32 protein-coding genes are annotated in these 20,301 nt (G+C 36.8%); 14 read left to right on the top strand and 18 right to left on the bottom strand.

The features are described 5' to 3' along the window. Nucleotides 1-18 precede the first annotated feature (18 nt). From rodA to AAV96_RS08895, 5 genes are all read right to left on the bottom strand, one after another. A complete protein-coding gene (rodA, locus tag AAV96_RS08875) occupies nt 19-1,161 on the bottom strand; it encodes a rod shape-determining protein RodA (protein ID WP_046739018.1) in 1,143 nt (380 codons plus the stop codon). A gap of 196 nt (nt 1,162-1,357) precedes the next feature. Then, complete coding sequence (locus AAV96_RS08880; protein WP_046739019.1) at nt 1,358-2,017, bottom strand: hypothetical protein; 660 nt, start codon at nt 2,015-2,017, stop codon at nt 1,358-1,360. 33 nt (nt 2,018-2,050) lie between these two features. Continuing rightward, complete coding sequence (queF, locus tag AAV96_RS08885; protein WP_046739020.1) at nt 2,051-2,869, bottom strand: NADPH-dependent 7-cyano-7-deazaguanine reductase QueF; 819 nt, start codon at nt 2,867-2,869, stop codon at nt 2,051-2,053. Next, complete coding sequence (locus AAV96_RS08890; RefSeq protein WP_005216597.1) at nt 2,866-3,639, bottom strand: ABC transporter permease; 774 nt, start codon at nt 3,637-3,639, stop codon at nt 2,866-2,868. The genes queF and AAV96_RS08890 overlap by 4 nt, the downstream gene beginning before the upstream one ends. Next, a complete protein-coding gene (locus AAV96_RS08895; RefSeq protein WP_046739021.1) occupies nt 3,636-4,571 on the bottom strand; it encodes an ABC transporter ATP-binding protein in 936 nt (311 codons plus the stop codon). Before AAV96_RS08895 ends, AAV96_RS08890 begins: the two co-directional genes overlap by 4 nt. A 387-nt stretch (nt 4,572-4,958) precedes the next feature. On the opposite strand from AAV96_RS08895, the gene AAV96_RS08900 reads away from it, so the two are divergent. Further along, nucleotides 4,959-5,837, top strand: a complete 879-nt coding sequence (locus tag AAV96_RS08900) for a DUF4882 family protein (protein WP_046739022.1) — start codon at nt 4,959-4,961, stop codon at nt 5,835-5,837. Between the two features lie 384 nt (nt 5,838-6,221). Here the strand turns inward: AAV96_RS08900 and AAV96_RS08905 are convergent, their stop codons facing one another. The 10 genes from AAV96_RS08905 to AAV96_RS08950 all read right to left on the bottom strand — a co-directional run bounded on the left by AAV96_RS08905 (nt 6,222) and on the right by AAV96_RS08950 (nt 12,274). Next, nucleotides 6,222-7,331, bottom strand: coding sequence for a tyrosine-type recombinase/integrase (locus tag AAV96_RS08905; RefSeq protein ID WP_227505837.1), 1,110 nt, complete (start codon nt 7,329-7,331; stop codon nt 6,222-6,224). Then, nucleotides 7,226-7,585 (bottom strand): hypothetical protein, encoded by a 360-nt coding sequence (locus AAV96_RS18450; RefSeq protein ID WP_227505834.1) that lies wholly within the window; start codon nt 7,583-7,585, stop codon nt 7,226-7,228. Before AAV96_RS18450 ends, AAV96_RS08905 begins: the two co-directional genes overlap by 106 nt. A gap of 147 nt (nt 7,586-7,732) precedes the next feature. Then, nucleotides 7,733-8,137 carry a helix-turn-helix domain-containing protein gene (locus AAV96_RS08915; RefSeq protein WP_046739024.1) on the bottom strand — a complete coding sequence of 135 codons (405 nt, stop codon included), beginning with the start codon at nt 8,135-8,137 and terminating at the stop codon, nt 7,733-7,735. Next, on the bottom strand, nt 8,131-8,736 hold the full coding sequence (locus AAV96_RS08920) for an HNH endonuclease signature motif containing protein (protein WP_046739025.1): 606 nt from the start codon (nt 8,734-8,736) through the stop codon (nt 8,131-8,133). The genes AAV96_RS08915 and AAV96_RS08920 overlap by 7 nt, the downstream gene beginning before the upstream one ends. 1 nt (nt 8,737) lies before the next feature. Beyond that, nucleotides 8,738-8,974 (bottom strand): hypothetical protein, encoded by a 237-nt coding sequence (locus tag AAV96_RS08925; RefSeq protein WP_046739026.1) that lies wholly within the window; start codon nt 8,972-8,974, stop codon nt 8,738-8,740. Then, nucleotides 8,971-9,210, bottom strand: coding sequence for a hypothetical protein (locus AAV96_RS08930; RefSeq protein ID WP_046739027.1), 240 nt, complete (start codon nt 9,208-9,210; stop codon nt 8,971-8,973). The genes AAV96_RS08925 and AAV96_RS08930 overlap by 4 nt, the downstream gene beginning before the upstream one ends. A gap of 139 nt (nt 9,211-9,349) precedes the next feature. Next, nucleotides 9,350-10,744 carry a hypothetical protein gene (locus tag AAV96_RS08935; protein ID WP_046739028.1) on the bottom strand — a complete coding sequence of 465 codons (1,395 nt, stop codon included), beginning with the start codon at nt 10,742-10,744 and terminating at the stop codon, nt 9,350-9,352. An 11-nt stretch (nt 10,745-10,755) separates the two neighbouring features. Next, the gene (locus tag AAV96_RS08940; RefSeq protein ID WP_046739029.1) at nt 10,756-11,487 is read right to left on the bottom strand and encodes an ERF family protein; all 732 of its coding nucleotides are present in this window, start codon (nt 11,485-11,487) and stop codon (nt 10,756-10,758) included. An 11-nt stretch (nt 11,488-11,498) separates the two neighbouring features. After that, nucleotides 11,499-11,816, bottom strand: a complete 318-nt coding sequence (locus AAV96_RS08945; protein WP_046739030.1) for a hypothetical protein — start codon at nt 11,814-11,816, stop codon at nt 11,499-11,501. Continuing rightward, complete coding sequence (locus AAV96_RS08950) at nt 11,813-12,274, bottom strand: hypothetical protein (protein ID WP_046739031.1); 462 nt, start codon at nt 12,272-12,274, stop codon at nt 11,813-11,815. Before AAV96_RS08950 ends, AAV96_RS08945 begins: the two co-directional genes overlap by 4 nt. A gap of 195 nt (nt 12,275-12,469) precedes the next feature. On the opposite strand from AAV96_RS08950, the gene AAV96_RS18275 reads away from it, so the two are divergent. Beyond that, a complete protein-coding gene (locus AAV96_RS18275) occupies nt 12,470-12,727 on the top strand; it encodes a hypothetical protein (protein WP_171249140.1) in 258 nt (85 codons plus the stop codon). On the opposite strand, the gene AAV96_RS18560 is transcribed toward AAV96_RS18275, so the two are convergent. Genes AAV96_RS18560 through AAV96_RS08965 form a run of 3 tightly spaced genes read right to left on the bottom strand, consistent with a single transcriptional unit; the run spans nt 12,654 to nt 13,996 of the window. Next, the gene (locus AAV96_RS18560) at nt 12,654-12,884 is read right to left on the bottom strand and encodes a KTSC domain-containing protein (RefSeq protein ID WP_413772444.1); all 231 of its coding nucleotides are present in this window, start codon (nt 12,882-12,884) and stop codon (nt 12,654-12,656) included. The two genes, AAV96_RS18275 and AAV96_RS18560, sit on opposite strands and share 74 nt — an antisense overlap. 54 nt (nt 12,885-12,938) lie before the next feature. Next, nucleotides 12,939-13,238, bottom strand: coding sequence for a hypothetical protein (locus AAV96_RS08960; protein ID WP_046739033.1), 300 nt, complete (start codon nt 13,236-13,238; stop codon nt 12,939-12,941). 26 nt (nt 13,239-13,264) lie between these two features. Beyond that, nucleotides 13,265-13,996: a helix-turn-helix transcriptional regulator gene (locus tag AAV96_RS08965; protein WP_046739034.1), complete on the bottom strand. Its 732-nt coding sequence runs from the start codon at nt 13,994-13,996 to the stop codon at nt 13,265-13,267. A 119-nt stretch (nt 13,997-14,115) separates the two neighbouring features. On the opposite strand from AAV96_RS08965, the gene AAV96_RS08970 reads away from it, so the two are divergent. From AAV96_RS08970 to AAV96_RS09030, 12 genes are all read left to right on the top strand, one after another. Continuing rightward, nucleotides 14,116-14,394, top strand: a complete 279-nt coding sequence (locus AAV96_RS08970) for a hypothetical protein (RefSeq protein WP_046739035.1) — start codon at nt 14,116-14,118, stop codon at nt 14,392-14,394. Nucleotides 14,395-14,402: 8 nt separating this feature from the next. After that, on the top strand, nt 14,403-14,699 hold the full coding sequence (locus AAV96_RS08975) for a hypothetical protein (RefSeq protein WP_046739036.1): 297 nt from the start codon (nt 14,403-14,405) through the stop codon (nt 14,697-14,699). 19 nt (nt 14,700-14,718) lie between these two features. Further along, nucleotides 14,719-14,991, top strand: a complete 273-nt coding sequence (locus AAV96_RS08980; RefSeq protein ID WP_046739087.1) for a hypothetical protein — start codon at nt 14,719-14,721, stop codon at nt 14,989-14,991. After that, complete coding sequence (locus AAV96_RS08985) at nt 14,988-15,284, top strand: hypothetical protein (protein WP_046739037.1); 297 nt, start codon at nt 14,988-14,990, stop codon at nt 15,282-15,284. The genes AAV96_RS08980 and AAV96_RS08985 overlap by 4 nt, the downstream gene beginning before the upstream one ends. Beyond that, the gene (locus AAV96_RS08990; protein ID WP_046739038.1) at nt 15,281-16,384 is read left to right on the top strand and encodes a replication protein; all 1,104 of its coding nucleotides are present in this window, start codon (nt 15,281-15,283) and stop codon (nt 16,382-16,384) included. The genes AAV96_RS08985 and AAV96_RS08990 overlap by 4 nt, the downstream gene beginning before the upstream one ends. Beyond that, nucleotides 16,381-17,445: a DNA-methyltransferase gene (locus AAV96_RS08995; protein ID WP_046739039.1), complete on the top strand. Its 1,065-nt coding sequence runs from the start codon at nt 16,381-16,383 to the stop codon at nt 17,443-17,445. The genes AAV96_RS08990 and AAV96_RS08995 overlap by 4 nt, the downstream gene beginning before the upstream one ends. Beyond that, nucleotides 17,442-17,660 carry a hypothetical protein gene (locus tag AAV96_RS09000; protein WP_046739040.1) on the top strand — a complete coding sequence of 73 codons (219 nt, stop codon included), beginning with the start codon at nt 17,442-17,444 and terminating at the stop codon, nt 17,658-17,660. The genes AAV96_RS08995 and AAV96_RS09000 overlap by 4 nt, the downstream gene beginning before the upstream one ends. Further along, nucleotides 17,660-18,175: a hypothetical protein gene (locus AAV96_RS18355; RefSeq protein ID WP_205625868.1), complete on the top strand. Its 516-nt coding sequence runs from the start codon at nt 17,660-17,662 to the stop codon at nt 18,173-18,175. Before AAV96_RS09000 ends, AAV96_RS18355 begins: the two co-directional genes overlap by 1 nt. Then, entirely contained in the window at nt 18,172-18,381 is a 210-nt protein-coding gene (locus AAV96_RS09010; RefSeq protein WP_046739041.1) for a hypothetical protein, read from the top strand. The genes AAV96_RS18355 and AAV96_RS09010 overlap by 4 nt, the downstream gene beginning before the upstream one ends. Beyond that, a complete protein-coding gene (locus AAV96_RS09015) occupies nt 18,378-18,791 on the top strand; it encodes a DUF1064 domain-containing protein (protein ID WP_046739042.1) in 414 nt (137 codons plus the stop codon). Before AAV96_RS09010 ends, AAV96_RS09015 begins: the two co-directional genes overlap by 4 nt. A 3-nt stretch (nt 18,792-18,794) precedes the next feature. After that, nucleotides 18,795-19,235, top strand: a complete 441-nt coding sequence (locus tag AAV96_RS09020) for a hypothetical protein (RefSeq protein WP_046739043.1) — start codon at nt 18,795-18,797, stop codon at nt 19,233-19,235. A gap of 695 nt (nt 19,236-19,930) precedes the next feature. Next, the gene (locus AAV96_RS09030; RefSeq protein ID WP_046739045.1) at nt 19,931-20,290 is read left to right on the top strand and encodes a hypothetical protein; all 360 of its coding nucleotides are present in this window, start codon (nt 19,931-19,933) and stop codon (nt 20,288-20,290) included. Nucleotides 20,291-20,301: the final 11 nt, after the last annotated feature.

Raw genomic sequence — 20,301 nt, forward strand, 5'->3', positions numbered from 1 at the left:
TGTTTATAAAATTCCTCATTATCGATGTGTATGAATAGACATAACCAGTCCAAAAGTAGACATCAGGGTAATAATTGCCGTTCCACCATAACTCATGAAGGGTAAAGGCACACCAACTACGGGTAAAATACCACTGACCATACCTGCATTTACAAATACATAAACAAAAAATGACAAACCAAATGCGCCCGCTACCAAGCGACCATAGTTATGGAAGCTCTGCAATCCAATTTGGAATGTTCTAAAGATAATTGCACAATAAAGAATAATAAGCAGTGTGACGCCAATTAAGCCAAACTCTTCAGAATAAGCGGCAATAATAAAGTCGGTATGACCTTCAGGCAAGAAATGTAGATGAGATTGGGTGCCTTCTAAGAATCCTTTACCTGAGAATCCTCCTGAGCCAATCGCAGTTTTAGACTGAATAATGTTCCAACCTGTGCCAAGAGCATCTGCTTCAGGATCTAATAATGTAAGAACACGCTGACGTTGATAATCATGCAGTAAAAATTCCCAAGCAATTGGAATAATAATTGCGGCTAGACCTGCGGCTGCAGCGATGAGTCGCCAAGATAAACCACTTAAAAACAGTACGAAAATACCACTGGCCAGAACCAGTAGTGATGTACCTAAGTCAGGCTGTTCTGCAATAAGTAGAAAAGGTACGACAATCAACATTAATGACAGTACAACTTGTGAAAGGCTCGGAGGTAATGCTTTTCGTGATAGAAACCAAGCAATCATCATTGGCATGCCAATCTTCATAAATTCACTGGGTTGCACACTGCCGAAGCCTGGGATATCAATCCAACGTTGTGCTCCCATACGGACTTCACCAAAAATGACGACTGCCACTAAGGAAAGTACACCAAATACATAAAAATAAGGTGAAAATGCTTGATATACCTTGGGGGGGATTTGAGCCAAACTACACATAACAACAAAGCCAATTCCAAAGCTCATTGCTTGCTTACTGACTAGTCCGACATCTTGGGCAGAAGCACTATATAAAACTGTGAGTCCAAGTAAGGCATTTAGAACCAAAAAAGAACAAAGCCAAGGATCGATATGCAATTGTTGCCAACGAGAGGGTTGCGCAGCTGTACTTAAGCCATCACGAGGTGCTTGACGTAAAAATTTGTATTGTGAGCTTGGAGACATGTGATTCTAAATCAGGTAAATCAAGGCTTCGCGAATGCTAACATAAACGTGATCAGGACCAAAGCAAGGCTTTGTGTATCGTGTAAAAAGCAAAATAATCTTACAATTTATACGGGATAGATTATCTTGCATTTGTTATTTACGCGCATAAAAAAAGCGATGATTTTGCAATCATCGCTTTCTCGTTATCTCGAACTTATTTTTGTACCAATAACTGATCGAAGTGTTTAGTAAACACTTCGAGTTCAACTTGGCTTAAGCTCGGGATTAATTTTTTAATAACGATATGAACAGCTGTCTCTACGCCACTTGTTGCAACGCTTGCAACACCACGTTTTACCATACCAAGACCTAAAGTCTTGTTGTATTCAGTCATAAAGTGATGAATGAGTGCATCAGCAAAAGATTTAAATTGACGTGTTAAAGCATCACGTTGTTCTTTGCCATTTCCAGCAGCGACTTCAGCAAAACTCTTTTTCATTTCAGAAACAAGTGCATCAGGTAGAGCAGTACCAATACGTTGTTTACATTCATTATCAGTAAACAAGCTTTTTTCCATAAATGCTAATGATTCTAAAACTTGTTCATTAGAAGCTTTGCCTAATAATTGCTTCATTAATGTAGAAACAATACTACGAATCTTTTGTGCGAGTTCTTCAGTTGTATCTCGTTTATCACTTGGTGGAAATTGTTGAACCAAATGAACCAACATGGTGTCAATTAACTCATCAGTAAGCTGTAGAGAAATTTTGTCACGTAAAGGGTACTGTGGCTCTTTACTATCACGGTTGGCTTGTGCAAGTTGAATGTCCTGACTCAACGCTGCAGATGGAAGAATACCGAAATAACTGGTCATTGAAGAACGTCCTCTATATCAAATTTATTCGTTTTATTGTCGTGCCAAGCGAATTGGCTCTGGCATCCATGACAAATCTGATACTCGACATGGGTTAATATCCAAGCCCCCTCGACGAGTATAAGTTGCATAGACCATCAGTTTTTCTGGTTGAAGCAATTGCCAAATATCAGCAAATATTTGCTCGACACATTGCTCATGGAAACCATTGTGCTGACGGTACGAGATAATATAGGCTAATATGCTGCGATAACAAGGTTTTTTACCTTGAAAACGAATAAAAATCGTACCCCAATCTGGTTGTCCTGTGACTGGACAATTACTTCTTAAAAGATGAGAGTAAAGTTCAATTTCAACACTTTCTTCGGTCGTTGCAGGATCTAACTTTAATAGAGTTGAATCTGGATGTTCAGATAGACGCTCAGGGATGAGATCATCAATACAAATCCCTTGCGGTTTAGAAATTTCTAAATCATCAACTTGGAATAATTGTAGTTCAACTTTTCCACCCGCCGCATTGGATAAGTCACGTTCAACCGTTTCGACAAAAGCTTGTTGAGACTCAAACTGAGTGAAGTTCATGCTATTGAAATAAAGTTTAAGTGACTTTGATTCAATTAAGTTGGGTGAGTTGGCGGGTAAGGTTAAACGACCAATCGCCACTTGTGGTAAGCCGAGATTATTCAGCCATGAAATTTCAAATACATGCCACCAATCTTTGCCCTGAGTAATCCCTTCAATATGTGCATATTGTTGACGAGATTCAGCACGGGCAATTAAAAATAAAACATCGGGCTGATATTGAGTAGGGTATTGGGTGTCTTTACCCAATAAAGAATGTTCAACACTCATTCACGCATTCCTGAACCACGAGCTAATAAATGATAAGCAACTGCATAGAGCGCAACACAGCATAGGGTAACGATACTCAGTGAGAAAGTTACATTGACGTCGCTGTGTCCTAAAATGCCAAAACGGAAAGCATTAACCATATATACAATTGGATTGACTAAAGATAAATTTTGCCAAAATGGGCTAAGCGCACTAATCGCATAAAAGACACCACCTAAATAGGTAAGTGGAGTCAATACAAAAGTCGGGATAATAGAAATATCATCAAATGACTTCGCATAAACCGCATTGATGAAACCACCAAGCGAGAATAATAGTGAAGTAATAATGACAGTATATATAGTCACGAATAGATTATAAATTTCCAAGTGAGTAAAGAATAAACTCATGATGGTTACAATTAGACCAACCAAGACACCGCGACTAACGCCGCCAATCACATAGCCCCAAAGAATTAAATGTAATGGCACAGGGCTCATAATGAGTTCTTCAATACTTTTCTGGAATTTAGCACTAAAGAAGCTTGAAGAAACGTTGGCGTAGCTATTTGTAATCACCGCCATCATAATTAAGCCTGGCACAATAAATTGCATGTAGCTAAAGCCACCCATTTCACCAATACGAGAACCAACTAAGTTGCCAAAAATTACAAAATATAGGCTCATTGTGATTGCTGGTGGTAACAAAGTTTGTGGCCATATCCGCATGAAACGGCGAATTTCTTTAACAACCAAAGTCCAAAGTGCTGTTTTTAATTGATTAAAGTTCACTGATTCGCTCCAGCAAGATTCTTCTCGACCATTTTCACGAATAATTCTTCCAAACGATTGGATTTATTACGCATACTGCTGACTTGAATATTTTGTGATTGTAATAGTAAAAACAAGTCATTCATGTTGTGGGCTTTATCCATGGTGACTTCTAATGTCATTGAATCAATTAAATTAAATTTGAAACCGATGATATCCAGTTGCAAATTTTCAATGGGTTGAGCGAGGTCACAGATGAATGATTCTTCATTCAGTTGATTAAGAAAACCTTTCATGGTGGTATCTTCTTTAATCACACCACGATCAATAATTGCGATGCGACGACAAAGCATCTCAGCTTCTTCTAAATAATGTGTTGTAAGAATAATAGAAGTGCCTTTTTCATTCATTTCGGTGAGAAAATCCCACATTGAACGACGTAACTCAATATCTACACCAGCAGTTGGTTCATCTAAAATAAGAAGTTTAGGTTCATGCATCATAGCACGAGCAATCATTAAACGACGCTTCATACCACCTGAAAGCATACGTGATTGAATATTACGTTTTTCCCATAAACCGAGTTTTTCTAAATAATATTCAGCACGTTGTTCAGCAAGTTTTTTGGGAATGCCGTAATAACCTGCTTGTGTCACTAAAATATCGAAAGTTTTTTCGAATTGACCGAAGTTAAACTCTTGAGGAACAACACCAAGACATTGTTTCGCATGGGATGGATGGGTATCTAAGTTATGCCCAAAGATTTCCACTGTACCCGATGTTTTTTTGGTTAAAGAGCTAATGATACTAATCGTTGTAGATTTACCCGCACCATTAGGACCTAATAATGCATAAAATTCACCTTCAGGTACGGTCAAATCAATACCTTTTAACGCCTGAAAACCATTACGATAAGTTTTGGACAAATCGCTCAACACCAAAGCATCAGTCATGAACGTCTCACGTTGTTAAATAGAATGACTATTTTGAGTGATATGAAAAAATAAACCAAGTAGAAAAATAGGTTTATGATGTATCAAAAATGGAACGATTAATGAAAATGATAGATCATAAGAATTTCTTATTATTTCTTAATGGAGCATTTAAAAAATTGAATAACAGAATTAACATTATCTAGATTTGATTCTTTATAAATAAGAATGTGTTTACACTTTATATATTTGATATCAAATTATTTTTATTTTTTTGTGGGATGTTGCTTATATCTAAAAATGCGGATAAAAGTTTTCCAAATCAAGCATTTTCCACTTATCGGCTTTATCTAAAAATGTTAAGTAAATATGTATACTGAACGTTCTATTATAAGAAAGGTGAAACAAATGAAGAAAATAATTCTAGGTGCATTAATTAGCGTTGGAATGATAGGAACAACTTCTGCGCAATGTACATATAATTTAGATGCGACATTAACCGACTTAAAAAATTGGCAAACTAGTAATAACACAGTGCCAAATTTCCCTAGAACATATGAGCTGATTCAAAATATAAATCAAATTGATCAAAAAGCAGTGGGACAAATAAATTATTATGCAAATAGCAGTGTAGATCATTTTGCCACATCTAAAAAAGTAGCCAACTTTAGAGCCCAATATAGATATATAACAAATATACCGGCTAATCTTCCTATGGTTGATACTGCTGTTAGCTCAAATGGTATTGTTGTTTTAGAATCTGTAATCGATGTGGCTAATTTAAATATTAATATGGGAAGTGCGACAGATTCATATGAGTTTGGATATAATTTAACAGGGTCTTCATCACAAAAAGTAGAATTGGGTTTAGATGTTGTTTATGGAAAGTATAATAATAACAGCGTATTAGCAAATGGTGATTATATTATTGTTACAGGTGGAGCATTTAAACCTGATACAAATGGTTTTACGACCGTCAAAGAATTTGATAGAAAAACTCACAAAATTACAGTTCCAAGTGATGGGAAAATTAAAGTTGGGATTTTTATAAATCAGTCTACTAAGCAGGTGGGCTATGTAATCAATGGTACAAACTTTGGTTATTTGAATATTAATTTGCAAAATTCTATTAATAGCATTGGCTATACTGCAACTATCAATCAAGAACCCTACGCAAATTCACTTCTAAATGGTAAGAGTGTAGGTATACAGTTGATTACGGATCATGCAAATATACAACAAGTATACCCAACAGGATCGAAAGATATTTGTGGAACAGCACTCTAAATAATAGTGTGTGAACTAAACCTTCATTTTGAAGGTTTTTTTATTTTTAATAGGCTAAATTTGTATAGTCATAGAAAAGTTAGATGAACTACAAATTCTAATACTTTTAATGATTGTGAATTGTATACATGGGTTTTACTCAATAAAAATTTTGAAACTTGAGAGTGATTCATTTTAGCAGGCAGTTTAAGTTTTTTTAATTAAAATTTATTTTGATTAGCTAATAATTAAATTTGGTGCGCTCAGCGGGACTCGAACCCACAACAATGCTACTCAATCATGCTCTATCATATTAGGCTATATATAAATCAATAACTTATATTTTTCAAATATGATAGTACATGATTGTTTTGAAGTATAGCCTGTCAAAAAACCTGTCAAAACTTATTGCGTATTAAGCTTGGCAATTTCAATTTTATTTTTATCGCCATGCATCCACTTTGCGTACCGCTTCATAAGCATTTGTAAGCTATGGCCCAATTGATCAGCTACAAAAACAGGATTTACACCATCCATCAGCAACATTGTCGCATAGGTGTGTCTTGTATTGTAAGCTGGGCGAGGGCGGATACCACAGGCTTTTAAGGCTCTCTGGAATCGTATGCGTGGTGCACGTTCATTAGTGAATGGCTCGTAAGTTTTGGGGCATATCATTAAGTGATTTCCGCGATAACCCTCATTTTTCTTGAATGAAACCAAGTCCTCAATAGCCTTTTTTGATCGATCATTAAGATAAACATCACGAGCATTATGCGTTTTTGTGACATTTTTTTCTTGACCACGTACACGACTTTTATTTACTCGGAATGTATTATTAAACCAATCAATATCAGTGGTATCGTTGAGTGCAAACATTTCTGATGGTCTACAACCCGTCCAAAATGCAAACTCAAAGTACCAATAATAGAATCGTTCATCATCAATAAGGTTCTTTGACATCCAATCAAGTAGAGCATTCATTTCTTCACGACTAAAAGGATCTGGAATACCCATTTGAACTTTTTTATTCTCAATTCCTGCCATTGGATTATCTGAAATCGCCTTGCTAGACAAAGCCATTTCAAAAACACCGCGCAGAGGAATTAAGCTATTATTTAATGTCTTTGCAGTTTGAAAATCTCTTTGATTGATTAAATCCCAAATATCGTCATTTGTGATTTTGTGAATAGGAGTGAGGGCTAAAGTTGGCATCCAGTGATGATCCAAGATTCGTAAATACCCTCGCTTTGTATCTGAATTTGCATCACATCGGTCTAAAAACTTTTGAGCTAAGTCCTGAAATAGGACATCATTTTTATTTATGATTGCTTGATGCTCATCTTCTACAACATCACCTCGAGCTTCTATAATATCTCTATCAGTTAAAATACCCCATTCAGCTTTAACAATTAGTTGATTTCTAATTTTAGCGGCTGTCGCAATGCCTTCCGCAGTTGCGGGGTGCGGTAACGTGATGTTGTAGGCTTTTCCTTTTCGTTCAAAGTAGATTTGGATTGAGCCGCTTCTAACCCGCACGCCTTTTGGTAGCGACTTTGAGCTTGTTCTGTCAGCCATTCGTTATAACCTTTAATCGAAAAATATATATTTCCATCTTGCTTAGACCAGACAATATCCTCTGGCCATTTTTTACGACGATGATCTAATTTTTGTTCAGCAATACCAGTGAGTTTAGAGAATTGACTAGCATCAACCCAGTCAATAGGTGTTAAACCCAACTCCAGTAAAGCTTCTATAATTTCATTTGGCATAGCTTCACCTTAAATTTTTAAGGGTTTTCACCCTGTTGAATCAAAACACACTTGTTCGGGAGTTCCATGTTTATCCATTCGATCCTCCAAATAATAAATTTAGAATTGCTATAAATAGTAGAAATGAAAAACCATATAATCGTTCTTTCATGCTGCAGTTCCTAAAATTGAACTACTTCTAAAACGTTTGACTACATATCTTAGTTTTGTTCGACTCATTCCTATTTGATCGGCAGCCGAACTTTGATTCCCCTTTGAACTAATTAATGCTTTTTGAGCAATAATATTTTCAATATGAGTTATGATTTTCTTATTAGCTGTACCAAACTCTTTTATCGCCTCATCAATGTCATGTTCTAATAAGATGATTCCAGAACTTTTGGAAGCCAGCCATGTACTCCATAAAACAACAACCTGATCAAATCTAAAAATGCAGTGAGTATCCCTTTGCATAGATATGATCTTTCCATTTTTGTCCCAAGTAACTTTATTTATTCCCAGTGGCTTAACATGAGTCATAAAGTAAGCTTGCTCAACATTGATATTTAACATGCTGCACCACCTTTAATTACCTGATGTGATTTGGTTTTAACTTTAGCCATTAATAAGCAAGTTTCGTTTGTATCCCTGTTGGCCAAGTTATAGAAATTCTGGCTATATCGAACCATTTCCGCTTTAGTCATAAGAATGAGATTCTCAATACGGCAGTCAGTTTTTTCCATGTTTTTAAATGCGACCACATGACCATCAAGAATAGGACCGTTTGCTTTTTCCCATACAAGGCGATGCTTCAATTTAAAAACATTTGGCTCAGCCACTTTGACAATTACATAACCATCCTTAGAGCAGATACGCTCATATCCAACAGGTTTTTTATTCCAGGAAACTTGTCCTGATTTAAAGTTTCCTGAGTTTGGTTTGCATACACCTTTGGTTCCAGTATTCCAGGGCTTATCTCCTTTTTCAAAACAACCAGTACGTCCAGTGTTCCATTTATTACGAGTACACAATGATTTAATTTGATCGACTGTAAATTCGGAATTAAATTTACTGTTTACATCGATGGTTAGTTCTTTTCGCCCAAGGCTGCAGTTAGCTTTGATGTAGTCTAACTGCTCAGGCGTATATTTAATCGCTTGACCTTTTGGCATCTTATCCCTCGTATTTAACATCTAGAAGTGGAGCTTTCTGGCTATCATCCAAACCTTTATATTCCGCGACGAGTTTTGCTGCTGCTAGTTGGGTTTCATGAGCCTTAATAATTTGCTCACTTATTATTTCTATGTTTTGAGCACGGATTACTTCATTGGCCAGATCCTCCTTACTCGCATTGGAAAGTCTGTCGAGCTGAGCAAAAAGAGCCTTATTTAAATCACCTAAGCCACTCATACGGTTGATCTCCCAACTGCTTTAACCATTGCACGGTACTGTTCTTTTAGTTGCCTAGCACGATTTTGAATCCAACGATTTCTTAATCGTGTGTACTCAGGCTCACCACAATCACGATGCAAATTTTTGAAATTATTTGAACACTCTTCATATTGTTCTGTAGCTCGTTTAGTTGCAGCTTCGTTACTCAATTCAACAGGCATCAAAACAAACTTAACTTGATCTTGATTTGACATCACTTTCTCCAAATCGCATCTTTAAACTTGGCGTTGGCCACCAGATCCGTAATTTCCGACTCATTCACGTTGTCATATATATGAGTCATGTTGCCCCCGAACACTTCAAGTGTTCGGGTAATAGTTGAGTATTTGAATTTCATGATGCATGCCCCCCATCATTTGCAGCGTTTTCTAGTTGCAAGCGGCGAGTGGTAATTAAGCGCATCATGTCTGGTTGAATGATCGGATCTAAAGTCGATACATCAATTTCCAATGAATCCAATGTGGTTAGATCAGTTGCGTTTTGGATCTGAACTGAAATTGACGGGTTTTCCGTCGCTTGTGGATTTTGGAAATGTTGTAAGCGGCGACTAATCGCTCGTAGCAATGGTTCACGCTGTTCTTTTGTCCATGACATTGTTTGACTTACAAGTGAATTAGCTTCGTCAGCATTGTTGGTGGTTTCTAAATCTTTGAGTAGTTTTTGGAGTTGTTCATTCCATGCTGCAGTCTCTTTCTTGACTTGATCAAAGTAATGGCCGCTTTCATTTTTTTGTTGTGTCTCTACATCAACCTTTTGAGCTTGTGCCACAGCTGCAGCAGCTATATTGTCAAATGAAACATGAGATTGATCTTTTTCAAATAAAGCACTTTTTAAATTGATACGTGTTGCCAGTTCTGCGCTTTCAACTTCTGTTAAGTCGCCGTTCGAATTAATGCGGTTGCGAATAGCTTTAATTTCTTCAGCTGACGTTGCAGCATTTATCTCATCAACAAATGCATCACATAACACTGAAAGCTCTGGATCTGCTGAATCGACTTGGTGTTGATTAAGCAATTCATCTGCAGCATTTTCCGCAGTAGCTTTTTCAAGTGCTAACTGATTTAGCTTTTCATTTTTTGCTTTATCAATCGCATCAAGTTGATCTTGATTAAATCCGTTCTTTTCCAAACCAAAGCATGTTGTATTTACTTCTTCAGCAGTCACACAAGTAGCAATCGCATCAATGATTAGATCCTTGTTATGTTCAATTTGCGGATCTACAGTAGCTTTCTTATTTTCGCGTCTCTTAGTTTGTTTTTTCTCTATTTCCTGATTTTGGATACGAGATCCATCAGGGGAGCTAAAACCGTTGATATTTAAAGTTGGATTTACGCCTAAAAATGCATGATAAGCTCTAGTTTGGAGTTCAGCATTTTCTAAATCACGCTGAACGACTCCACAACTAACAAAACATGCCACATCGGAGCTATTATCAAAAAAGGTTTTGCGGATTGTTGCACTTGGAAAAATTGAGACAAAGATCTCTTGTCCATACTCGAGTTCTTCCAAAGTACATGGTCTTGTAAATTTGATTCCTGCTAGTTCAATTGTTTCGATCTTTATGCAAAATTCATAGTGTGGTTGATAAAAGACACTAGCTGGCACTTGGTCAAGTGTACTGAAATCTTTATCACCATGTAGAGTGCCATTGCCAGTATAACGGCATAGCACTGTTTGACCCTTTTGAAGAGCGACAAAAGCTTGTTGAGCATTTAAAATATTATTCATGTTCTTATCCTTTAATGATGCATATTGTTATTTTGGCCATTGTTAGGATTGCCATTTGACCAACCCATTTGATCTGCGCGAGCACGGCAGGCTTTCTCAATTCCAGTTGAAAAGGTTGAGCCTTTAAATGTGGCGATAGCTTTATCTAGAGTTGCTGGTTTGTTTGCATTGCGAATAGACACCAGAGCACTTTGATAACGGTCTGCGAGAGTTTTTGTTGTGGCCTGTTTTTGTTGAGTATTACCACGCTGATTGTTTTGAGCGTTTGACTGCTGTTGGTTTTGCACATTATTAGATTGCTGATTATTTGCAGATTGAGATCCGGTCTGTTGTTGATATGCATCGGTATCAGCATCTTGGCTATCATCAATAAGGAATAGGCCATTAAGTGCATATTTCCGTGCATATGAACTTGAAGAGCCAAAAGTTTGCGCAACATCCATACCTTTCTTATTAATGTCGACGCCAGCATGTGCAGTAACAATAGTTTGTTTACCAGTTGCATCAGTGAATACAGCTTTAGCAGTTAGAACAACTACAGATCCAATTTCATGCACTTCGTCAGTAAGGACAAGGGTAGCGTTATACTGGTGCAAAAATGGTTTAACACCTTCAAGAATGTCTTCAAGGCTGCGGTAATGGAAATTACCGAATTTATTAAATTTACTTTTTGGTGCTTTTAGTTCTTGTTGAATAGTGCGCAACACATCTAATTCAACAGAATTTGTTTGTTGTTGTGACATGACAGATTCCCTTAATTAGATTTCGCGTTGTGGTATGCAATACGTTGATTTTTGCTGTATGGCGTGCGTTGAAAGCAGTCTTTCGCATACATTGCTTTGCGTTCTTTTTTACGTTGCTCCTTAACTTCTTGTTGTAGATTTCGAAGAATATAAGGCTTGTTTTTTAAATATTCAGGATCTACAGGTGTACCGCCGTTCTCAGTTTCGAGACGTATGTCAGTCAACTTGTAGTTGGTTGAGAACGTTTGTGGTCCAAGGCGAACGTGATAGCGCCCGTGGTCATCGCGAGTGATAAATTCGCGGAATGGGGTGGTGTATTGAGTGCTCATGAGTTCACCTCAACCATCTTATTTTTTTCGATGTGAGCCGTGATTACAGAAATCATATTTCTGATGTCATCAGCATTTGTGAAATCGTTATAAAAGCCGCCGTTTGATTTTAGTACCCGGTCTACAGCTAAGTTTTTAATAAATACTGCTTTGGTATCGCTACCTAACTGTCCGTTGTAATCTGGCTCTAATTCAAAATCAAAGCTTGTGAATACGTGATAGCCGTTGAGATTAACGATCGCTTCGCCGGTAGTGTCAGATGTAATGTTTACTGACATCACGCCGTACATTGAATGTGTATTGCCGAACGAGTAAACGGGAGCGGGTTGGATCGGCTTAGTTACTAATGCATAAGCACCAGACAAGCCCGCCAATGTAGCTGCAGAGAATGCACCACAAACAAGTAAAGACTTGCCTAGCGTATAACTGCGGTTGTGATTTAAAACGTTTTGTTCCATAATCTACCTCATGTGTAGTGAGAAGCCCTGATCGCCGTGGTAAGTGTTCGGGGCTTTTTGCTGTGTATGGAATTATTAAACCAAAGATTTAATTGGTGTGCAATATAAATTTAAACCATAGATTGAATTAATTTTAAATTTTAGATTTAATAAACAAAAGAAAACCCACACTGGGTGGGTTAGATGGAGTTTATGATGCTGACTAAATTAGAAATAGAAGATATCCGCAAAAAGTTAATTAGCGTTCAATTGGGCTTATGTTCTAATAACAATGTTATTGCAACTGATGATTTATCAGCTAAAGAGGACGAAACACATTGGCGTACTAATCATACCAAGCAAATCAAAGAAATTAATGATATAGCCGAGCTGCTTGGTATTAACCTCTGTAGCGACCCTCAATATACCTGTGATAGTAAGTGCCTTTCGATGGAGCCGCCATCAGCTCATTAAATACTTGAAATGGCACATTATAAAAAGTGTATGCAATTGGGGTGTTATTAAATTTTATAGCCATCTGTTTAGAATCCGCATCATAACCAATAGCATCAATAGCGCTTGATCTTACAGGAATCATATTCACTTTTATCTCCACCCGATCTGTTGTCATGACTGTGTCGGGTTCACAAGTTTTTTATTCTCCTCGAATTCGAGGGTTTTGATTTTAAGTACTATACTTTTCTAAAAGCTCATCAATCCAGCCTTGTGCCTGATCTAAATTAGTAATGTCTCCAAGCTTTAGATTAGTACTTTCAGCTTCATTAAAACCTTCGATTATGGCTTCAAAGATATTTGCTTCGTTAATGACCTCGCGTGCCATCTCCTCAGTATCATAGCTTTGCTTGGCTTTCTTAAGAGATGCTATTTGTTTATCAATACCATCACCAATTTTTGATAGTGCAGATTTAAATTCTTGTTTATTAATAGATAATGCAGTTTTAGATTTATTTAGTGTAGCGATCATTTTTCTTTCCTAATTCGATAAAATAATTAAATTTCACCATCATACGAATGGGAAACATATTTTCCAATAATGCCGATGTGTTCTAGATCTTCTGGTTCTACAATTTCTCTTTCGTAGTTTGGGTTGTCGCTATCTATGATTAAACCACCGTCATATCTACGAGATAATCTTTTGATTTTTAGTTCATCACCATATCTGATTGCATAAACCTTTCTATTCTGAACTTGCTCTAGGCTGTTGATAGACTTATCAATAATCACAACACTACCATTTGGTATTCTTGGCTCCATACTGTCACCATCAACATCCACTTCCACGAGATTTTTGGGTGATACTTTTTTCTTATGAAACCACTCCATGCGTTGCGCACATCCAGTCATTTTGGATACTGGTTCAAATTCAACTAGTCGCCCATTACCTGCAGAAAACTTCACGTCTACATGCGGGATGATCATAAATGTGTTTGGATCTAAATCACCAGGTGCTTCCCAAGCCATAACTGGTCTATAAGTTTCATTACTTTCATTGTTATCAGTAACATCAATCATAAGGCCTGAACCATCAAGTAGCCATCCGGAGCTCACACCCGTTAGAGATGCTAAAGACTTTAATGTATCTCTACCTATTTTACCCTTTTTCCAGTTTGTAGCAGCTTGAGCTGAAAGACCAAGTTTTATGGCAGCACCAGACCACGAAAGACCAGAATGATCTAAAGATTTTTGAATTCGTTCAACAAGCAGATCCATAGTGATAATCATAAAAACAAACCATTGGTTTAAAAGTTTAATGATAAATTTAATTAGATTGAAGCAATCCTAGATTGTATTGATATTAAATCTATGGTTTAATTTTTTAGAAATAACCAAGGGTTTAAATTATGGCTTTAATAACTTCAGAAAATTCCGATCAGTTAGAAATCAACAATCCAATTAAATATGCATTTCAAAAGGTAGGTGGTCGCACACGTGCAGCACTTTTACTTGGTCGCTCATATATGGCAATGAGCAAAATGGAAAAGCGTGGCGTTCTGCCAAGAACTGAATACACAGGCGAAACGAATTACGCCGAAACTTTAGCAGAGCATTGTCAGGGTGCATTCACGGCTGAGTGGCTTAAGGAACGAGCTAAACCAGATCAAGCATTAACAAAGGGGTGAAATTCACAATGAGAGTAATTAAGTCTGGAGAAAAGTTACTTGAGCCAGTGACGACACGTATACCTGTAGAAGTTAGGCAGTTAGTGGATGACTTGGCCGAAGGAAATAGAGCGAAATGGATGAGAGAAGCCATAGATTTAAAACTACAAATTGATTTAGGCCAATCATCTGTTGAGGAGTTAAAAAAAGCAAAGAATACAACGTATTCAAGTGAATACATGAATGTATTCAAAAGTATTTTTTCAGTATTTCAAATAAGCAAAAAGCCCGATGTGCGAGATCGAGCTTTTGGCAATGTTCATTAATTTATTGGAACCAAAGAACATGACAAATATATCAAAACCAAAACAGCAGAACAACAGTGATTATGTAGTTGGTGATTCAGTTGTTTTTATTGATCCAAGCAAGCCTGATCATTTGATGACTGTAACTCAAGTTCAGAAAAATGGTGTGTTGCTCAACGGGAATAACAGCTTTGCGCTTAATCATTTGATTCGTCACGCAACAGCTTTGGAGCTTTCACTTAAGCGTCGTGTTATTTCAGATATAGCTAAACATCTTGAAGCTGCAACTAATGCTCAAAAGGAGGTGTCATGAATACTTCTGCAAATTGGCCAGAGCACAAACAAACTCAAGCAATCCATTCATGGCACGATCCAGCGATAAAAACGCTAAGTGATTTCTTGGAAATTCGGAAAGCTAATTTACGCAAAATCAATCGTGATGAAGCGAATGCCGCTGTAACTCGTGATGAGCTTATTGAAGCTTTGAGTCGAGATCATCGTATCAGTTACCAAGATGCAGGAATGATTATTTCTAGCTTACATCGATGTGAAAAAATCATCATGTTCGGGCGGTTCATTAAGTTGGCCAAGGACGGTGAATCTTGAGTAAATACGTCCCTAATTCGTTTCAAGTTGCAAATGCTTTTGTAGATGAAGCAATGAGTAAAATCTCTGATGCATCTGTAAAAATCTATTTAATCATTAATCGAAAAACACGTGGTTGGGCTAAAGAGTGTGATGCGCTTTCAATCACACAACTGGAAAAACTATCAGGTAAAAGTCATCCGACAGTCGTTAGATGTACTAAAGAGCTTGTTAAAGTAGGTTTGGTAAAAAAACATGAGCAATCTATATATGGGAATGTTTACTCATTAAAAGACAATTATTTTGTTGGTGAGCACATAAATTTCGCACGCAAAAGTTCAGTTCTTATTCAATCATTTAGTCTGTTTAATGGTCAGCTAGTTAAAATTTTTAACTATCAAAAACCATCTTCTAAAAAGCAATTAAAGGGTAAAACTAGTAAAAAACTGTGCTTAAATTTTCCTCAAAAGTCACGAGTGCTAGTTAAAAATTTTAACCACCTTGATAATGCTTGCCAGTTAAAAAATTTAACTACTGCTAGTAAAAATTTTTTACCACTACTAGTTAAAATTTTTAACACACAAAACACACTATCAAAACCAACTAATCAAAATAAAAAAAATACGTGGTTTATTTTGGAAAATTTGAAATTAGAAATTTGTTCTATCGATCACTCAATCGATACCAACGAGATTTTTAAAGCTGCTTGGTTTGATCGTGAATTATCTAGCTTCAAAAATTTCAATGAAGAGCGAAATCATTCTGATGAAAACATGGTTCGATTCTTTGCTGAGTGGATGCTTAAAGCTCGTGCTAAATACGCAAAGATGAAAACACCGGTACAACGTTTTTCTGAAAACAAGATTTCTGGCCAACAAGTTCAAATCGAAATTAGCACGCCTGAAGTCATCACGTTTGCATCTGACAAACAGCTATACAAGTTTGCAAAAGACATGGTTTTCCATCCTAAGTTCAAAGATTCGTTTTGTCACACTGGTGAGTCTTGGATGGATGCAGCTAAGCGTATGGCCGCTTTGATCGCAGATCCTGAACAACAAAAACCATTCATTCCATTCCTGATCGAACTTGGTTTCAAACAAACCAAAGGGGCGGCTGCATGAATAAAATCCTATTTGGTGATTGCAGAGAATCAATGCAGCAACTCATTGATCAAGGTACCAAGGTTCAAATGTGTGTTACTTCACCTCCTTATTTTGGACTTCGTGACTATGGCGTTAGTGGTCAACTTGGTTTAGAGAACACTGTTGATGAATACGTTGAAAATATGGTTCAAGTTTTTAGATTGGTTCGAGAGCTGCTGCATGATGATGGTACGCTCTGGTTGAATCTGGGTGATAGCTACGCTGGTTCTGGGCGTGGAATGACACGAACAGGTCTGAACGATGGGAAAAATCCTAAAACTAAAGGATTATTTTTACCTAAGCAAAATGCAGCTCAATCAAATTTAAAACCTAAGGATATTATTGGTATTCCTTGGCGTGTTGCATTTGCTTTGCAAGCTGATGGTTGGTACCTACGCCAAGATATTATTTGGCATAAACCTAATCCCATGCCTGAAAGCATCACTGACCGATGCACCAAAGCTCATGAATACATTTTCTTATTTAGTAAATCTCGAAAGTATTTCTTTAATCACGAAGCCATTAAAGAACCTGTTGCTGAAAGTTCACTAAAGCGTCTTTCTCAAAACATTGAGAATCAGTCTGGAAGTGAACGAGCAATAGGTAAAACCAACGGGCCAATGAAAGCTGTTATCTCGAGATCTTCGCGTGACAATTTCAAGCGAGGAGATAGTAAAAGAGCTATTGCTATTCCTAATCAAAGCACTGGCACACATCGAGCAGAGCGAGCAGATAGTGAATACGATTTACTAACTCGTAACAAACGCAGCGTTTGGTATATCGCTACAAAACCATATAAAGGCGCTCACTTCGCTACATACCCACCAGACTTGATTGAGCCTTGTGTTCTTGCAGGATCTCGAGCAAATGACATTGTGTTCGATCCTTTTATGGGAAGTGGTACCACTGCTGCGGTGGCATTAACTCATGACCGTCAATATTTGGGATGTGAATTAAATCCTGAATACGAGGAGCTTCAATCACAACGTATTAAGAGAATTTGTAAAGAAGATATAGACCTAATTGGAGAGGTTTCATGAATATCGTTTTAACAAATTCAGACATTCGTTTTTATTTAATGTGGTTGGCCAACATTAAACGCCGTCCTCATTACGAAATTATCGTAGTGCGCCAAGTGATAAAAGCTTTCCGCCATAACGCTGAACATCAACTTAAAACTGAAATTATGCATTTGGCAGATATGAGCCGCCGCGCTTGTGAAAAGAACTTGCTGAGCAGTGTAGGAGAAGGGTGATGAGTAAAAAACAAGAAGTTACCGAATTCGATTTGCGCAGACCTGAGTTTCAAGACCACAAATTAACTCCAGATATGTTTGAGTTTGATGCAACAGGTGATGTTGTTCGTAAAGATCGTTTTGAGCGTGGCATAAGAAAGATTCATGGCATGTTGTGCAGAGACGGAGTGCTTAGTTCTCGTAATCAATGGGTAACTGAGGATGTAGTGGAAGCTGTCAAAGCAAAAATAGATGGATTCAACCGTTTGAAAGACATGATTCTGATTGTGAATAACACCCCAGAATCAGCTGAGTATTTTCATTTCGAAAATCGTGAGTTCGTTAAAAATATTGATCAAGAACACCTGAATGAAGCTAAAGATACAGGATGTTTAATTAGCTTTGAATCATGTTCATTTGGTGGAAATTGGGAGGAAAACAGCGGTTGGCTTCCTCTTATTGAGGTTCTTGTAAGTATCGAAGACATCAAGAAAGAAATGGAGAAGTTTTGCGTTTTGAAGGAGCAAAGCCAATGAGTTTTTGTATTGGAGATATTGTTTGCCCAGATTCAGATGCATTTAAACAAGCGGGTTGGAATCCTCAAGGCGAGTTACGGATTTCATTCATTAAGAAAGGTAAAAGAACTGGGAAGTTAGTTGTTCAAGCCAAAGATGAGCGGGGGTACAAGTACACAGGATTTGAAGATTGCTTCGTGAAAGTTGCGGAGAACAAATCTAAATGACATCAATGAGCGTCGAACAGTACCGCCGTGAAATTCTTAAACAGTCTGAAAAACCTAAGGCTAAAAAACGCAACAAGTTTAATGCTCAGAAAGTTGAATTTGATGGGATGACTTTCGATAGCAAGAAAGAACACAAGCGGTACACCGAGCTTAAAGCAATGCAGCAGAGGGGCGAGATCTTCGGTTTAGAGCATCACACTAAATTTGAACTTGCACCCAAAACCAAGCTAGAGGGAGAGAAAAGGGCAAAGCCAGCATTACGTTATTTTGCTGATTTCACTTACTACATCATAAGCGGTGAATACATTGTCGAAGATGTGAAGTCGGAAGCTACGAGAAAGAAAGACAGCTATAGAAACAAAAAGCACTTAATGAAAACGGTTCTAAATATTGATGTACGAGAGGTTTGATTGATGAATGCTATCGCTAAAAACAAAGTAATGGACTGGTCTAAATTCACAATAGAAGTTTGGTTAAAGCAATATGGTGCATATATTCAAACTTGTCGTATGAAAAGTGGGAATGCACCAGATGACCTTGGTGTAAATCAAATTTATTGGTTGATCAGATCCAATGATGACAAACAATCTAATAATAAAAATGTAGTTATCTGTGTTATTTCAGATTTTGAAGCAGAACAGGTTAGAAAGCTAATTAAAGAGGTTTCTGATACCAATACCATCTGTAATTCAGCTAAGGCAGCAGTAGGCCTATTTGTAGAAAAAAATGTAAGAGGAATGTCATTGAGACAAATGGCTAATGAGTTTTGTTTGGGGAAAACGTCTTTAGATCAAATGATATTTGCAGGTAAGTATTATCTAAATGGTCATGATAAAAGATTGCGTTTGGAGTAGTACTTGCATGTACGGACAGGATATGACATATTCGTGATATGGTGGACGAAGTTATGGTCAATCACCAAAGTTATTTGAAAGCTCGCATTACGCGGGCTTTTTTGTTTTCTGAATTGATTGAAAAGATTGAGTTAATTAAAATGATTTCAAGTGGTGTTGTTTGGCGACCCCACCACTTGTCATCAAAAAAGAAATTATTCTTTTATAATGATGATTACGATTGGTTTCTGTTGTTTCTCCTGATGGTTAAGCAACAGAAACCCTAAAATTTGATTTAATAACTCAAATATGAATAAGAAGCAGAATAAAATCATTAGGTAGGGAAGTAACTTTTCGCTTCCAGTAAATAATGAGTATCGAATCAGTTCAAGCAAAAGTAATTCAATAAAACGGGTTTTAATTAAGGACATATGAATGTTCTCATCAAAAAGAAGTAGGTTCAGTATAAAGTTTTTTGAAATTTTTTATTGTAGTTAATGTTCAATTAAAACAATGGTTTATGATGTTGAATTGGAGTTTAATAACTGTTTTTAACTCATTCTGTAATTTTGTCATGTGAATAAAGTTACCTAACTTGGTACTGCACATAAAGCCCTTCAAACACACTAGTTATTGGCGGGCTTTTTATTTTTTAAGATAGTTGGCATTCTAATAGTTGTGTTAAATTTATTAAAAACCAATTGAGATAAAAATTGATGCCAACTATAAGAGTTTCTAAAGATGGAAAGATTGCAAACCCATTAGCGAAGAAATTATTAATTGTTAACACAAATACATATGAAATTAATCTTGAACAACCAGAATTAGTGATAGATAAGAGATCATTTTGTATTGTAACTTTAGCTGAGCATTATGTTCGAAACATTCAAAAGTATGAATGCCTAGATAATTTTATAAAGTTGTTTTCAGGTCAGAATACAAAAATTGAAATTGAAACAATTAATGGTAATATTTTAGGAGCTAATGTAAATACATACTTCTTAAATCAATTAAAGCTATCAATAAAAGGTTTAATTGTGTTGAACAGTGTTAGAGATGGAACTTACATTGAATAGCAAAGTTTTGA

The organism is Acinetobacter sp. AG1 (assembly GCF_001005525.1).
In the GTDB taxonomy this organism is placed as follows: Bacteria; Pseudomonadota; Gammaproteobacteria; order Pseudomonadales; family Moraxellaceae; genus Acinetobacter; species Acinetobacter modestus.